This window comes from Vreelandella nigrificans (assembly GCF_002374315.1).
In the GTDB taxonomy this organism is placed as follows: domain Bacteria; phylum Pseudomonadota; class Gammaproteobacteria; order Pseudomonadales; family Halomonadaceae; genus Vreelandella; species Vreelandella nigrificans.
Map to the genome: position 1 here is coordinate 71,834 of NZ_NWUX01000019.1, position 17,260 is coordinate 89,093.

Sequence of the window (17,260 nt, forward strand, 5' to 3'; positions counted from 1 at the left end):
TATCCTATCTCCTGACGCACGCCCCCGTTCGGCGCTGCCAGAGATAAAGTAGTAGCGCCATAACCACCCAGGTCGCTAGTGCCGCGACAACATCATCTAATACAATCCCTACTCCGCCCTGCACGTACTCCGCCAGATGAATAGGCGGTGGTTTTAACGCATCAAAGAAGCGAAAAATAGCAAATGCTAAAGCCATGACAAGTGGATGGCGAGCCGCCTTTAGCCCGATGACCGCGAGTGGAAATGCCACATATTCATCCGCCACAATACTGCCAGGGTCTCCCCCTCCCAGCTGCAGCGCAGCGTAATGACACACCGGCACGGCCAACGCCACTAAAACGGCCATAATAGCGCCCTGCTGACCCAACGGCCGACCTAGCAACCACCACGCCAACGGTATACCGAGTAGTGAACCAAACGTGCCTGGCGCAATCGGCGCTAGTCCCAGTCCAAAGCCAGTGGCTAGCCAAAGGTTAAGTGTTTCAAGCATTACCCTGCCTGCCGCGCCTGGCGCTCCAGCTCATCAGCCACCTCTTTTGGCAAGTTGAGCGCGCCAGCCAACTGATCTAGCCAGGCACGCTCCATAGGGTTTTGCTCATCGGTTACAGCCACACTAATCAGATACATTTCCCGTGCGGCCTGGGGGGAGTCCGCCTCACGGGCCAGCGCCTGAGCATCCAGAGGTGCTTTAAGCTGCTGCTCTACCCAGTTATGCATCTCCTGATCAGCCCCCAAAGCATCAATCTGCTCGGTAATCAGCGCCTGCTCCTGCTCATCAATATGACCATCGGCCCGGGCGGCCATAATCATTGCTTGAAGCAGCTCTAAGCTGCGCCGTTCTTGGTATTCACCACTAAGGACTTCTACCCGCTCCCCTTCTACGGCGCTGTTAGCACTGCCTCCTTTTGCCTCTTGGGAGCTTTGCCATGCCTTCCATGCCAGCATGCCCACACCTGCTATTGCCCCATATTTAAGCGCCTTGCCTCCCATACTCCGGCCCCGCTTGGAACCAACCAACAGGCCCATCGCACCGCCACCTAGTAGGCTTTTCATATCAAAACCGCTAGCCTTGCCACCCTGGTTAGCCCCTTGGCTGTTGCTCCCGCCCAACTGGCGAGAAAGGCCATCAAGCATACCTTTAACATCCATGCCGCCACTGCCCTTCTGGCTACCACTGCTATTCTGACTACCTGTGGCTTGCTGCATCAGCTGCTGCAAAATTCTGCTTGCGTTCATCCTTGTGCTCCTCGTCAACATTCAGGTTATATCGTCAGCGACCCTTTTACTTCTACTGTGCTGCCCTGGCGGCTGGCACGCACTTCAACACGGACCGGCATTTGCTCTTTGAGTTCGCTGACATGGGAGATAACCCCAATCATACGTCCGCCCATTTGCAGCTCGCTAAGCATGGCGATCGCTTGGTCTAATGCATCCTGATCTAGGCTGCCAAAACCTTCATCAATAAATAGCGCATCCAGCTGAATACCACCTGCGTAGGCTTGCACGACATCGGAAAGCCCTAGTGCCAGCGCCAAGGCTGCCATAAACGACTCGCCGCCGGAAAGCGTCGCTACCGAACGGCTCTTGCCAGTGTAAGTATCAGCCACGTCCAGCTCCAATCCAGACGCTTTATTGCCTTTTGAAGGGTCTTCGCGACGCACCAATTGGTAGCGCCCACGACTCATCCGCACCAGCCGCTCAGATGCCTGAATCAGTACGTCGTCCAGCAGCACACCCAGTACAAACCGCTGCAAACTAATGCGGTTACCAGTGCGCCCATTAGCCACCTCGCTGAGCGTTCCCCACACCCGATATTGGGCTTCAAGCTCGGCCTGAGCTGTGTGGGCAGCGGTGAGTTTTTGACGAATACCCTGCAGCGTGTTTAACCGCCCATCCAGCGCCCGCCACGACTCGAGCTGGGTATGCTCCTCCGCTTGGGCGGCTTCGGTGAGTGTGGTTAGGGCAGCAAGATCCGGCGGTGTTTTTTCGGCTAGCTGAGCGTGGTAATTCTGAAGCGCGCCGTCAAGCTCAGCCAAACGGCGTTGATACGCCTCTACTTGGCGAGCTAGATCTTGCCGTTGGCTATCCTCTAGCTGAGCCGCCTGAAAGGCAGCCTCGCTTTCAAACGAACTGGCCTGTAGCGCTGTTTGCCACTCAGTCTGGGCCTGTTCAAGCGCTTGCTGACTACGCGCCACCTGCTGGTTCGCTCCTCGCAGTTGCTCTTCTGCCCGCGCCTGTTGGGTTTCGCTAGTCGAGAGCACCTGCTGTGCACGCTCCCAGGCTTGTTCAAGCTCAGCAATTTGGTTATCCAGGTCAACGAGCGTTTGGCGCATAGCCAACGGATTGCGAGCATCTTCTGGCAGCGATTGACGTAATTGGTCGCGCTGGCTCTCTAGTCGTAATGCTTCTTCTTTGGCCTTTTCAACCGCAGGCCGCTGAGTTTTAAGTTGTTTGTCCAGCGCCCCCCAGCCACGGCGTAGCTCGTCACGGGCACGGGTTTGTTGATTAATCTCATCCTCGACATGTTTCCGACGCTCGACTTGGCGGTGCAATTGTTCGCAGGCCTGTTGCAACTCAACCTGTGGCTGACTGGCCCACTCGCCAAGCTGTTGACTAAGGCGCTGCGTCTGCTCAGCGTTGTAGCTAAGCTGCTGTGCTAACTGTTGCTCCTGACGCTCGGCGGTTTGTAATGCGTGGCGGGCCTGCTCCTGGGCTAAACGGGCTGTTTCCACCTGTGTTTGGGTCACGATGTCGGCATGCTTAACCGCTGGGGACGGGTGCTCAAGGCTGCCGCACACAGGGCAAGGTGCGCCCTCTTCAAGGGTGAGCGCTAGCAGTGCGGCCTGCCCTTGGTGCCAGCGCATCTCTTGCTCAGTTGCGTGGCGCTTAGCCTGCTCCGCTTCGCTTCGCCGGCGGTTGAGAACTTCCGTTGCCTGTTGTTGCTGAGCAGTGAGCTCACGCCCCTGCCGAGTCAGATCATCCAACTCTTGTCGCTGAGTTAGCAGGCTCTCATGGCGGCTTAGCTCTGCGGGGGCGCTGGCCAGCTGCTGACCCTCCGCTTGCAAGCGCTCAAGAGTGAGACTTAGCGCTTCACCTTGCTGGCGAATGCTGTCTAACTGCACTTCATCGCGCTTAAGGGTGCCATCGGCTTGCTGCCAAGCAACCTGGGCCGTTTGCAAACGTGCTTCAAGCTCACTTAACTGCTGGCCTTTATGAATAAACTCGCCCAACTGACGATGGCGCTCGCGCAGTGCAGGGAGTTCAGTTTGGCGCTGGCGCGCTGTCTCAAATGCACGCTGGGCTTGTTCGGTGCTGGTACGCTGGGTAGTTAGCGAGGCAGTTGCCTGCTGCTGCTCTGCTTGGGCAGTGCTCAACGCCTGTTGCGCTTGGGCTAACGCAGTGCTGTGAGGCCGCAGCGCTTGGGCGTGGTCGCTGTGGATCAAGCGGCTCTGAAAGGCGGTTATTTGCGCTTGCTGCTCTAGGTGGTGCGCTTTATCCGCGGCGAGACTATCCCGCGCTTCAAATTGGCGCTGCAGCGTTAGGGCTTCATCTCGTCGTTGTTCAGCGCTGCGGCGCTGCTGCTGAGCGGCTTCAAAACGCTGTCGCGCCTGCCCTACTTGAGGGGTTAGCACCTCTAGTTCTTGCGCTAACGCTGCTTCGCTTTCCAGCTCACCACCGGCCAAAATGCCACTGATATGCTGGCGATGATCATTCACCGCTCGCTCAATTTGATTCGCCTGGGTGCGCAATCGCTCTTCAATGCGCTGAAAAATCTGGGTTTGAAACAGCTGAGAAAAGATTTTCTCGCGGTCCTTCGATTCTGCTAACAGCAGCTCACGGAACTTCCCTTGGGGAAGCACCATCACTTGGCGAAACTGATTAGCATCCAGACCTATTAACGCTTGCAGTTGGCTGTTGGCATCTGTGACCTTACGCGCCACCAGACATTCATCTTCTTTGCCTTGCGGGGTAAGCCGCCACAGCTGGGCTTCAGCACTTTGTGTGGTAGTGCCTTCACCAGTGGCCTTGGGGCGCTCCTGCTGGGGCACCCGGCGCACTCGGTAAGTCCCATCGCGCAGGCGAAAATCCAAGCTGACCTCGGTCAGTAAGGTATCGGCGGCCTGGTCGCAACGCATTTGTCCGGCATCGCGGTCGTTACCAGTAGTTTGGCCGTAAAGCGCAAAGCAAATGGCATCTAATATCGAGCTTTTCCCTGCACCAGTGGGACCATTAATCAGAAACAGCGGGCTTTTGCCCAGTGCAGTAAAGTCGATCGTTTCGCTGCCTGCAAAAGGGCCAAACGCCTGCATAGTGAGCGTTAACGGCGTCATGACTGGCTCTCCTGCTCACGGCTTAGAGTGGTGATGAGCTCACGCATGGCGTTGGCCTGCTCATCACTCATGGTGTCCCCGCTGGTTTGGGTAAAAAAATCACTAAACATATCCAACGCGCTGAACTGCAGCCGCTCGCGGTCTAGCTGCTGACGCCCTCGTGTTTCCAACATGCCGGGCTTTTCTAAATGCAGCACGTTGGGGTAAACCTCGCGTAGCTTACCCATGGGGTCAAGAATCGCGTGGCGGTCGGTCAAACGTACTAACAAGTAGTCATCAGCCTGGGCATCGGTTCTGCCTTGTGCTAGTAGCTCGGCCAGCTCGCCTTCCAACACGCGTACCTCTCGACGCGGTGTCAGCGGGCGGTGGTCGATCTGGCTCACGCCTTCAGGGCCAATATCCACCAGTGTGACGCCTTTGCGCTGGTTAGCCTCAGAGAAGCTGTATTTAAGCAGCGAGCCGCTGTAGCGAATATGTTCACCGCCGCGATATTGCGGCCCATGAAGGTGGCCTAAGGCGACATAGTCAAACGACTGCATAGGTTCCCAAGCGACACTCTCCGCGCCCCCTAAGGTTAACGGGCGCTCTGAATCACTGGCACTGCCGCCATTCACAAAGCAGTGGCTCATTAGTACGGTGGGGCGGCCCGCTTGGCGTTGGCTGTTGATGCGTTCGACTAAGTAGCGGTGGGCGCTGTCAAAGTCGCGTACATCTACCGAAAACTGGCTGCGCACATACTCTGGATCAGCGTAGGGAATACCGAACACATCCACTTCTTCCCCATTAATCGACAGTGTCACAGGATGATCGCAGGCAGATAGATCAGATAAAATATGTAGCCCCGCTTGGCGCAGATGACGCGCCCCAAAGCCAAGTCGCTCAGCGCCGTCGTGGTTGCCAGAAATCATAATCACCGGCAAACCGCGCTTCTCACACAACTCGCCCAGCACCTCATCTAACAGCGTGACGGCGACGGCTGGCGGCACCGAACGGTCATAGATATCGCCTGCAATCAGCACGGCATCCACTGCATCGCGGTCGATAATGTCCAGTAACTGGTTTAGTACATGGCGCTGGTCTTCCAGCAGGGAGAGGTTGTGGAACAGTCGCCCTAAATGCCAATCGGCGGTATGAAGTAGTCGCATGATAGGCTCAAGGTAAAAAGTATCCCTCATCATATCAATGCAGCACACTCTCTACCCATCCTCTGCGCATAAAAAAACCCCGCACGGTGGCGGGGCAAGATCTTTCGCATGAGCGAGCAGCTAGTTTCAGAATGCTTGTTTCTAAATACTTGTTTCTAAATACTTGTTTCTAAATCTTAGTTTCTAAATGCGTCCGGGTACGTGGTTAGATCTATTCCCCATAGCATGGGCAACAAGAAGTACACAGCGGCCACAATAAGTAATAGCGCGATAATGTTTAACCAGAAACCGTTGCGTACCATTTCGATAATTTTAATTTTACCGGTCGCAAAAATAATCGCGTTAGGCGGCGTCCCCACTGGCAACATAAAGGCACAGTTAGCCGCCATGGCTGCCGGAACCATCAGTACAAAAGGATGGATATCAAGCGCCAGTGCCAACGAGGCGAGTACCGGCAAAATCATCGTAGCGGTTGCCGTATTAGAGGTGATTTCCGTTAAGAACAGCACCATACCAGCAGCCAGCAATATAACTAGTAGGAAGTTGACACCTTCCAGCACGCTCATCTGCCCGCCAATCCAGTTAGCTAGGCCAGAGGAGCCAAAACCAGCGGCAATCGCCAAGCCTCCACCAAACAGTAGCAAGATGCCCCAAGGTACATCTTTAGCGACATCCCACCCCAGCAAGCAACCACCTTTGTTAGGCGAAGGAATTAAGAACAGTAGGATAGCCGCAAAAATAGCAATCATCGTGTCGTTAATGCCAGGGATCGTCAGAATCTGCCCCTGCCATAAGAATGAACGAGTAATCCAGAAAAAGGCTGCAAACAGGAAGACTCCCAGCACCGCTTTCTCTTCAAAAGTGATTTTTCCCAGCGCTTGTTTCTCTTTGGCAATAAGCGCTTTACCCCCGGGTAGGCTGCTGAATTTAATGGGGTAGATAAAACGGGTCAGCATAATCCAGCCAATAAATAGCAACGCCACGACCACAGGGAAAGCAAACAGCATCCAGCTGGCAAAGGTGATCTCAACACCAAACAGTTCATTGACGATTGCTGCCAGAATAATATTGGGCGGAGTACCAATAAGCGTGCCTAAACCACCGATTGTACCGCCATAGCCAACCCCAAAAATCAACGCCTTACTAAACTTATCAATGGATTCGCTATGGTCACCTTCGGTTTTACTCAGCTCCTGAGTCACCTGATAAACAATCGCGGTACCAATGGGCAGCATCATCATAACTGCGGCAGTATTGGAGACCCACATCGACAAAAAGCCGGTTGCCGCCATAAAACCAAATACTATGCTGTTAATGCCTGTGCCCAGCACTGAAATAATGTTCAGTGCAATACGCTTATGTAGGTCCCACTTTTCCATGGCAAGCGCAATCATAAACCCGCCAAGGAATAGGAAAATAATCGGGTTGCCATAAGCAGCGGTTACCGCACTGCCTTCCAGGGCGCCAGTGAGAGGCAGCAGCACAATTGGTAGTAGCGAGGTAACTGGAATCGGAATTGCTTCGGTAATCCACCAAACGGCCACCCATAGCGTCGTTGCCAACACCATCCGCCCTTCAATGCTTAGATCGGCCGGGTGGAAAAATAGCAGTACAAAGGCAAAGAGTGCTGGCCCTAACAACAAGCCAATTTTTTGGGCCTTGTTGTAAGCAGGAGGACGCGGTGGCCTGGCGCCACTATCCTGGCGTTTGCTCGTTGAGCCAGGAGAGGAGCTTCCCGCCCCACCGGTTGGCAACGCGCACATTAATAGGTTTTTGGCCTGGTCATGGGAATGCCAAAGCTGATCCCAGAGCGTCATCGGAGCATTTCTGTGCATTAGAAAAGTATCGCTTACGGTCAGGTGAACAAAAAGGGTACGCCAAAATAGCGTAGTCCTATGACTCATTTAAACCAGCCTAGCCAGTTTTTTGTGGTGCCCTTTATTCACTGCTATAGATCGTTAGTCCAGTAAATTGGCCAATCTTAAGACCAAAGTCTAAAAACTTTAGTCGTATTTCTTAGCTTTCTTTGGAGATCTCAGAGTGCTTGACCGTTTCACTATGCCGCTCACCCATCGCCCACTATTACTTATCGCACGATACCTCAGCAGCCGTCGGGTCACTCCCGACCAAGTCACCCTGGGCACTTTTCTAGTAGGTATGGCCTCTCTACCGCTGCTGGCGTTTGAATATTACGCGTTTGCGTTAATCGCGATTGTGCTGAACCGCCTAGGCGATGGACTTGATGGCGCCCTTGCCCGACTAAGTGGTCGACAAAGTGATGCTGGTGGTTTTATCGATATCGGGCTGGATTTTGTCTTTTATGCAGCGGTAGTACTGGGGTTTGCACTGGCTGACCCTGAGCAAAATGCGCTAGCGGCCACCGTACTGCTGTTTGCCTTTATTGGAACAGGAACATCGTTTTTAGCCTTTGCTATTGCTGCGAAAGCTCACAATGTCGAGCGCCCCAACTTTCCACAAAAAGCATTTTACTATTTAGAAGGCTTAACCGAAGGCACCGAAACGATTATTGCGCTGGTGCTCTTCTGCCTCTTTCCTCAGCATTTCCCATGGCTAGCGGGGCTCTTTGCCGCAGCTTGCATCATGACCACCGCTACCCGCCTATGGGGCGGTTATTGGACGTTGCGCCAGTACAACGACCATTAAACAGCCCATTACGCTATCCTGGGCTGTTTAATACGCGCAATGTGCGCTAACGAACCGACAAAGGCTAACGTTAAGCACATCGTCCTGGAAGAGCAACACTGTGCCTGTGAGACATACTTCGCACATTAACCAGGATGTAACCCGTGACTCTTTTTACCCGGACGCCTTTCTTTCGTGGTGCGCATCAACACCATGCCTCTGCGGCACTTTGGAGTTCAACATCTCCGGTACGTGAAGAGTTGTTTAGTGTAGAAAGGCTGGAACAACATGCAGGTAGTTTAGCTCGGGCACAAACCATCACCAAAACACCTCCTAAGGTGATGCCTTTAACCCGACGTCTCAATGACAATGCCAGCGTACTACTTGCCGCCTACCGAGCCTGTGCCGCCACCCAAGCAGATGGCCGTGATATCGTACCCGCTGCTGCTTGGCTACTTGATAATTACCACCTGATTGAAGCACAAATTCGTGAAATTCGTGGCGACCTACCGCCAGGCTACTATCGTCAGCTACCCAAGCTGGCAGAGGGCCCCTTTGCGGGCTACCCTCGCGTGTTTGGTATTGCATGGGCATTTGTCGCACATACCGACAGCCACCTTGAACTATCTACCCTACGCACCTTTATTAGCGCTTATCAACGTGTACAGCCGCTGACGATTGGTGAGTTGTGGGCGGTAGCAATCACCCTGCGTATCGTACTAATCGAAAACCTCCGCCGCCTGGCCGACCAAATCATTAACGAACAAACGGCACGGGACAAAGCGGACGTATTAGCCGCAACGTGGATTGCCCCTGAAAACCATGTTCTTGAAAACAGTGACCCAGACAGTGATGAGCCTAATAACTGTTCATCTGATGTTCACTCAATTGATCATGAATTCCCATCATTTACGTTTCAAAAAGCGCCACTATCAGCGCCTTTTACAGCCCAACTAGCCAAACGCTTACGCGGCGTCAACCCTCGCACCAGCCCTCTGGCCTGCTGGCTTTTTGAGCAGCTTAACCGCCAGGGCGAATCTATCGATGAGGTTGTGCAAAGTGCCCAGCAGCGTCAGGGAGCGGCGAATGTCACCGTACGCAACGTCATTACCAGCATGCGCTTTATCTCAAGCACCGACTGGGCTGAGCTGCTTGAAAGTGTCAGCTTGGTTGATGCAAAACTTTGCCAGCACAGTCGTTTCGCGCAGTACGATTTTTCAACACGCAACCACTACCGTAGCGCGATTGAGGAGCTTTCCCGCGGTTCAACCTACACAGAGCTGGAAGTGGTTGATCATGCTCTTGAAGCCTCTGGTGAGGCCTCAGCGCTAGCTGATAATGAGCAAGAAGCAGCGCGTATGGGCGATCCAGGGTATTTCTTAGTGGCTGCCGGGCGGAATGTGTTAGAGAAGCGCCTTCGCTTTCGTCTTCCTCTACACCGACGGCTGCGCCAAATACTGTTAAACAATGGTATTCGTGGCTATACCACCCTGCTTGCAGCAACCTCGATCAGTTTAATCGCCGTCGCTAGTTGGTTACTGTTGTGGCTACCTGGTGGTGCGGGAGAGTTCCCTCTTTTCTGGCTGCTGTTATTGGCTAGCCTGAGCATACTGCCAATTGTTGAAGTCGCTACCATATTCGTTAACCGGTTCATCATTCATAGTATCGGGGCACAACCACTTCCCAGCCTGGATCTTGCTGAAGGTGTTCCGCCAGAGCTTCGCACGCTCGTTGCTGTGCCCACGTTATTGACCAATGAAGCCGACCTGCAAGAGCAGCTTGACCGCCTTGAGGTGCATTACCTCAGCAGTGGCGAAGGTGCCATCATCTATGCACTGCTAACGGATGGTATTGATGCCCAGCAGCCAGACATAGCAGAAGACGCTGCGTTATTAACTGCTGCAGCCAAGCGGGTAAAGCAGTTAAACGATAACCACTGCCCGCCTGGTAATGAAAAACGGTTTTTTTTATTGCATCGCAAACGCATTTTTAATCAGAGTGAGCACTGCTGGATGGGCTGGGAGCGCAAACGTGGCAAGCTCCACGAGCTCAACAGGCTTTTACGTGGAGCAACAGACACGACTTTTATCGCCCCTCCGGCACTGCCTAAAGATGTTCGTTATGTGATTACATTAGATGCTGATACACGCTTACCAAGAGGTGTTGCCAGTAAGCTGATCGGCAAACTAGCTCACCCGTTAAACCAGCCACGCTTTGACCAACAGCATCAGCGCATTGTGGAAGGCTATGCAATTCTTCAACCACGGGTCACCCAGTCGTTGCCAACGGGTGAGAGAGGCTCTACTTACCAGCGGCTATGCTCCGCCCCAGGGGGCATTGAACCCTATGCCGCAGCCTCTTCAGATCTTTATCAAGACTTAGTCGGTGAAGGGTCGTACGCGGGTAAGGGTATTTATGATATTGATGCCTTTGAAGCTACTCTCGCGAGCCGGGTTCCCGACAACACTCTGCTTAGCCACGATATGTTTGAAGGTATCTTTGCACGCGCAGGCCTTGCTTCAGATATTGAAGTCGTCGAAGACTTTCCAAGCCGTTACGATGTAGTGGCGAAGCGCCAACACCGCTGGGTACGAGGCGATTGGCAGTTACTCCCTTGGCTATTTACTGCCACGCTTCCCCTAACAGGGCGCCTGAAAATCCTTGGCAATCTACGCCGCTCAATGCTGCCGCCGTTACTATTAGCCTGCTTAGCAGTAAGCTGGCAGCTTCCACTGCTAATGGCCATTGTCAGCTCACTGATCGTCTTCTTTATCATTAGCACTCCAGTGGTACTATCCCTTGCTGCCTCCTTTATACCGCCCCGAGCAGGCGTGAATATACGCCACCATTTTCAACAATGGCTGGATGAACTGGCGCTGGGGGCGAAGCAAGTTCTGCTGCAGTTGGTGTTCCTTCCTGATCAGGCATGGCGCATGCTAGATGCTATTGCCCGCACCCTAACACGCATTTTTATCACCCGTCGCCATCTGCTGGAGTGGACCTCAGCAGCACAAACAATGAAACACCCGCACCTGACTGTATGGGGGTTTTATCAGCACATGGCCCCCGGCACGTTACTGGGCTTGGCGGCTGCGTGTAGTGCACTGTGGTTTAACAGTGGCGTTTGGATAATCGTAGTGCCAATGGCACTACTCTGGGGAGCTGCGCCAGCCGTCGCGTCCTGGCTCAGTAGCACGAACAGCCGTCACCATCAGCCACCACTTTCGGCAGACCTCTCGCTTGAACTCCGGCTGATTGCCCGCAGAACTTGGCGTTACTTTGAAACCTTTGTAAATACCTCTAACAACCTACTTCCACCCGACAATTTTCAAGAAGACCCGCTACCGGTTATCGCCCAACGTACTTCGCCGACGAATATGGGCCTATATTTACTGGCGACACTAGCCGCGCGTGATTTTGGTTGGATCAGTAATCAAGATGCCCTCAATCGGTTAGAAGCAACGCTAGCGGTTATGCATACCCTGCCGCGTTACCGTGGCCACTTTTATAATTGGTACGCAACAGAAGACCTCCGCCCACTAGACCCCCGATATGTGTCCACCGTGGATAGTGGCAACCTTGCAGGCCATCTTATTACCATCGCCAATGCCTGTGAAACCTGGCAAGACACCGTATCGCCGGATCCACGCCAAGGCATTGCTGACACGCTAGCACTGGCCTTTGATGCCATAAAGCGTGCAGCTCAATCACCTGCAACACCGAACTCACTGCCCGTCGAACAACTAATAACGCAGCTAAAGAAAATTGATGCGTTGGTCAACGCCCCCAAAATTTCTTCCTTAAATTTAGAAGTGCTAACGACGCTAACTCAACAAGCGCTTGGTATGGCTGGTAACCTGTTCAACGACCATCACGATACCGATAGTGAAGATGCACTGTTCTGGGTGAAAGCCCTGCATACTACCGTTGGCCAGCACAACAGTGACCCTTTCAGAGAGACACTATCAGCAGACAGCCACGCTGAGCGGCTGCAACAACTGGCCAATAAAGCGAGGCGGCTAGCATTAAACATGGACTTTGCGTTCCTGCTTAACCCAGAACGCCAATTGCTGTCGATCGGCTACTCGCTGGACGACGCAAGCCTGGATAGCAGCTGTTATGACCTGCTGGCTTCAGAGGCACGACTAGCCAGCCTGTTTGCTATCGCAAAGGGCGATGTCCCTACCCGTCACTGGTTCCGCCTTGGCCGCGCTGCAACTCCCTTACAACATGGCGCAGCATTAATTTCTTGGTCAGGCTCAATGTTTGAATACCTGATGCCATCTCTGGTCATGCGCGCGCCAGCAGGCAGCTTACTTGAACAAACCAATCGGCTGGTGGTTAAGCGTCAGGAGGCATACGCTGCGCAGTTTTCAGCACCATGGGGCATCTCTGAGTCTGGGTATAACGCACGGGATATAGAGAAAACTTACCAATACTCTAATTTCGGTGTCCCTGGGTTAGGGCTTAAGCGTGGTCTTTCGGCAGATTTAGTGATCGCGCCTTATGCCACCGGCTTGGCAACAATGATTGATCCTGCTGGGGCCTGCCAAAATTACCGCCGCCTCGCAAAGATGGGCGCGCTGGGGCGCTATGGCTATTACGAAGCATTAGACCTGACCCGCTCGCGGCTTCCTAAGGGAGAAGCACTAGTCATTGTGCGCAGTTACATGGCCCACCATCAGGGCATGACCATCGTCGCTATCGCCAATACGCTTCACCATGGGCAGATGCGGGCACGCTTCCATCGTGAACCTATGATTCAGGCGAGTGAGCTATTGCTACAAGAGCGGATCCCACGCGACGTTGCCATTGCTTACCCCCGTGCGGAAGAAGTGAAATCAACAGCCAGCCAAATCGTCAATGAAACGCAAGCCGTGCGCCATGTTTCAACTACTATCAGCGGGCCTCCAGTCACCCACTTACTATCTAACGGTAACTACTCCATCATGCTGACCGCAACAGGCGGCGGCTACAGCCGGTGGCACGACATCGCAGTCACCCGCTGGCACCCTGATACGACACGCGATCATTGGGGAAGCTTTATTTTTCTGCGCGATACCCGACGCCCAGACGTATGGACCGCAACAGGGCAAACAATGGGCTCCAAAAACGGTGTCCATAACGATGCCAATCACGTACTGTTTGCCGAAGATCATGTCCGCTATACCCATCAGCACGACACCATCTCTAGCCATTTAGACATACTTGTTTCAGGGGAGGATGACAGCGAAGTGCGTCTGCTAACGCTGACCAACAGCGGACGTCACTCAAGCGATATCGACGTAACCTCCTATGCTGAGCTAGTGCTGGCTACCCCTAATACCGACAACGCACACCCTAGCTTCGCCAAAATGTTCGTGGTGACTGAGTACTTGCCAGAGTTCGATGCATTAGTCGCCACACGCCGAAAACGTGATCCTGACGATGTAAATATATGGGCAGCTCACTTTGCCGTTGCAGAAGGCGAAATAATCGGGGATCTCCAATACGAGACTGACCGCGAGCAGTTTATCGGCAGGGGCAACACTATTTTTCAAGCATCGGCACTTGCTGAAGGCCAGTGCTTATCTGGCACTGTAGGTAGTGTTATTGACCCTGTTTTTGCAATGCGCTGCTGCCTGCGGGTTGCGCCAGGCAACGTCGCACGGATTGCCTACTGGACCGTCGTTGCCTCTTCACGAGCAGCATTGCTGGATTTGGTTGATAAACATCATGACCACAGTGCCTTCGAACGGGCCAAAATGCTAGCTTGGACCCAAGCTCAAGTGCAACTGCGCCACTTAGCCATTCAGCATGAAGAAGCGGCCGACTTTCAGCGGCTTGCAGCCCCCCTACTCTACCCAGACGCTCGCTTTAGAGCGTCCCAAGCGGCGATTAAGCGTGGCGCGGGGCCGCAATCCCTACTCTGGCAACATGGGATATCCGGCGACTTACCCATCGTATTGCTGCGTATCGAATCAATCGATGACATCGCACAGCTGCAGCAATTGCTTCGCGCCCATGAGTATTGGCGCATGAAGCGCCTAGAGGTGGACGTGGTAGTCATCAACGAGCGCGCCTCCTCTTATGTGCAGGATCTTCAGCAAGCCATTGAAACAACAATTCTTAAAAGCCAGTCACGGCCACGCCTTCACAGTGGTTATGCCCAAGGAACGGTGTTTGCACTGCGTGCCGATTTGATAAGCGTAACGTCTCGCAACCTGCTTCAATCAATTGCTCGGATAGCATTAATTGCACACCGGGGAGAGATTGCCGATCAGCTGTCTATCACGCTACCGGCCCTCCCAGCCGCCAAACCCTCCTCCTTCACCAAACGGGCGCTACCTCAGCAGCGCATTAAAGAGGACGACACTGCACAGCATATAGAGCAGCCAGCACTTGAGTTTTTTAACGGGCTAGGTGGGTTTGCAAAGCAAGGTCGGGAGTATGTCACGGTTCTTGACGCAGGCAGCTCGACGCCAGCCCCGTGGATTAATGTCATTGCAAACCAGCTGTTCGGATTTCAGGTTTCGGCGACGGGAGCTGGTTATCTGTGGGCCGGCAGCAGCCGAGAGAATCAATTGACAGCATGGTCTAACGACCCCGTCATTGACCCTAGCGGGGATGCTATTTATATCCGGGATGAGGAGTCCCTGGCGCTGTATACCGCCACAGCAAGCCCAATACGCGACCCAGGCTGCTATGTTGCGCGCCACGGATTTGGCTATAGCCAGTTTGAACATCGGGTAGATGGTCTTAACTTGGAGTTGCTGCACTTTGTCCCCCTCGATGCTCCATTACGTATCTCAAGACTGAGAATGACCAATGACTCTGGGCGGCCACGCAAGCTCTCTGTTACCGCTTATGCTGAGTGGGTTCTGGGTACATCGCGCAGTGCATCAGCGCCTTTTCTTATCACCACACAAGAGATGAATAGCGGCGCTTTACTCGTCACAAACCCATGGAATGCGGCTTTCCCAGACCGGGTAGCATTTCTTGATATTGGCACACAGCCATCTTACTGGACAGCTAATCGAAGTGAGTTTATCGGGTATGGGAAAAGCTTGTCAGACCCCGCCGGGTTACGCTGTAAAACACCGCTTTCCGGCACATTAGGAGCAGGCCAAGACCCATGCGCTGCGCTTCAGCGTAGCGTTGCACTGGCTCCCGGTGAAACCATCGACATCATCGTATTGCTCGGCCAAGGGGGCTCGACTGAAGAAGCACAGACATTAATCGCACGCTTTCGTAACACCGATATCGAGACAGAGCTGACGAGTATTCATAAACACTGGCAAGTGCAGCTCAATGCCATACAGGTCAAAACCCCTGATCGTGCCATGGACATCATGCTCAACGGCTGGCTGCTTTATCAGACCATTGCCTGCCGTATCACAGCCCGCTCTGCGTTTTATCAAGCCAGCGGCGCTTATGGCTTCCGCGATCAATTACAAGATGGCATGGCACTATCTTTTAGCAGCCCCGAGATAACTCGCCATCATTTGCTGCGGGCGGCTTCACGCCAATTTTCAGAAGGCGATGTGCAGCACTGGTGGTTACCTCATTCGGGACAAGGGGTGCGTACACGCATCTCTGATGATCGCGTTTGGCTGGCCTATGCCTGCGCACGCTATATCACAACGTCTAACGACCTCGCAGTGCTCGATGAACCGGTAAGCTTTTTAGACGGCCCGCTACTCTCCCCTCAAGAACATGAGCATTTTTTCCAACCAACGGACTCTTTGGAAGTCGCTTCACTTTTTGAGCACTGCGCTCGGGGCATAGATATCACCCTTTCACAACTGGGGGAGCATGGTTTACCACTGATAGGCGGTGGTGACTGGAATGACGGTATGAACCGCGTAGGCACAGCAGGTAAAGGTGAAAGCGTGTGGCTGGGCTGGCTGCTGGTGAAAACGCTCGATCTGTTTAGGCCACTGGCCGAGCAGCGTGAAGCCCTAGCACCTCACCTGGCTCAACATGAGCGCCATGCCGCCCGCTGGAATCGCCATGCCAACGCGTTGCGCTTGGCACTGGAAAACAGCGCCTGGGATGGCCAGTGGTATCGACGAGCCACCTACGACGACGGCACCTGGTTGGGTAGCAGCATGAGCGATGCTTGCCAAATTGACTCTATCGCCCAGTCGTGGGCAGTACTTTCAGGCGCAAGCAATCCCCAACGTGCCGAGTTGGCGATGGCGTCTCTAGAGCGCGAACTCATTAGGCATGACAAGCAATTGGCGCTGCTCTTCTGGCCCCCCTTCGACCAACCTCTACGCGACCCTGGCTATATCAGCGGCTACCCGCCGGGCATGCGGGAAAATGGCGGCCAATACAGTCATGCATCGATGTGGGCAATCCTGGCGTTCACCCAACTGGGCAAGGGAGACAAAGCGCATCAGCTATTTGCACTGCTTAACCCCATCAGCCATGCCAAGACGGCTGAAGCAGCAGCCCGCTATCGTGTAGAGCCCTATGTGGTGGCGGCAGATGTGTACTCCGTAGAGCCCCACGCTGGGCGCGGCGGCTGGACATGGTATACAGGCGCGGCTGGCTGGATGTACCAAGCAGGTATGGAGGGTATATTAGGCATTCGTCGTGAGGGGGACTGGCTGGTTATTTCCCCTTGTCTACCAAGCAGCTGGCCCTGCTTTACTGCCAACATTACGCTTGCCGAAACGCACTATCATATCAAGATTGCTAACGCGCAAGGCCCAAGGGTGCCGCCTACAGGTGAGATTTACGCTGAGCTCGACGGCCAACTCCTAGCCAACATAGACGCCGGTATGCCAGTACGAGTGCCGCTGGATAGTCAGCACCACCAACTGGAAGTTTTTTACCACGGCGCCCCCATCTCATGCCTTATCCATGACATCTGAGATGACATTTTGTATAGCTTTTATTTGTATAGCTCTTATGAGTTTTTTACTGCTACATCTAATGCAATCCTCGCTGAGCTAGCGAGGATTTTTTTGCGCCTAGCCTATTTTGTAGCATGTTCAATTTGCGATTGAATCTCACCCAGCCGTGTATTAGCCTCGAGAGGTACAAGAGGAGTACAAATAAGACGACTAACTTATTTTGTTCTGGTCAAGTCGTAGCGGACACTTTTATTAAGCTGCTTCCGCGATTTTCTCGATCTCCCTTGGCGCGTGGTAG

7 protein-coding genes are annotated in these 17,260 nt (G+C 53.6%); 2 read left to right on the top strand and 5 right to left on the bottom strand.

The window, feature by feature from the left end; genetic code table 11:
* Nucleotides 1–4 precede the first annotated feature (4 nt).
* The 5 genes from CPA45_RS17330 to CPA45_RS17350 all read right to left on the bottom strand — a co-directional run bounded on the left by CPA45_RS17330 (nt 5) and on the right by CPA45_RS17350 (nt 7,380).
* Nucleotides 5–490: a phosphatidylglycerophosphatase A family protein gene (locus CPA45_RS17330; protein ID WP_096653681.1), complete on the bottom strand. Its 486-nt coding sequence runs from the start codon at nt 488–490 to the stop codon at nt 5–7.
* Nucleotides 490–1,236, bottom strand: a complete 747-nt coding sequence (locus tag CPA45_RS17335) for a tellurite resistance TerB family protein (RefSeq protein WP_096653683.1) — start codon at nt 1,234–1,236, stop codon at nt 490–492. Before CPA45_RS17335 ends, CPA45_RS17330 begins: the two co-directional genes overlap by 1 nt.
* Nucleotides 1,237–1,262: 26 nt before the next feature.
* Complete coding sequence (locus CPA45_RS17340; RefSeq protein WP_096653685.1) at nt 1,263–4,331, bottom strand: AAA family ATPase; 3,069 nt, start codon at nt 4,329–4,331, stop codon at nt 1,263–1,265.
* On the bottom strand, nt 4,328–5,476 hold the full coding sequence (locus CPA45_RS17345; RefSeq protein ID WP_096653697.1) for an exonuclease SbcCD subunit D: 1,149 nt from the start codon (nt 5,474–5,476) through the stop codon (nt 4,328–4,330). Before CPA45_RS17345 ends, CPA45_RS17340 begins: the two co-directional genes overlap by 4 nt.
* 176 nt (nt 5,477–5,652) lie before the next feature.
* Nucleotides 5,653–7,380 carry a DASS family sodium-coupled anion symporter gene (locus tag CPA45_RS17350; RefSeq protein ID WP_244287641.1) on the bottom strand — a complete coding sequence of 576 codons (1,728 nt, stop codon included), beginning with the start codon at nt 7,378–7,380 and terminating at the stop codon, nt 5,653–5,655.
* A 136-nt stretch (nt 7,381–7,516) separates the two neighbouring features.
* On the opposite strand from CPA45_RS17350, the gene CPA45_RS17355 reads away from it, so the two are divergent.
* Both CPA45_RS17355 and CPA45_RS17360 read left to right on the top strand, forming a co-directional pair.
* Nucleotides 7,517–8,140, top strand: a complete 624-nt coding sequence (locus tag CPA45_RS17355; RefSeq protein WP_096653689.1) for a CDP-alcohol phosphatidyltransferase family protein — start codon at nt 7,517–7,519, stop codon at nt 8,138–8,140.
* A gap of 143 nt (nt 8,141–8,283) precedes the next feature.
* On the top strand, nt 8,284–16,980 hold the full coding sequence (locus tag CPA45_RS17360) for a glycoside hydrolase family 94 protein (protein WP_096653691.1): 8,697 nt from the start codon (nt 8,284–8,286) through the stop codon (nt 16,978–16,980).
* Nucleotides 16,981–17,260: the final 280 nt, after the last annotated feature.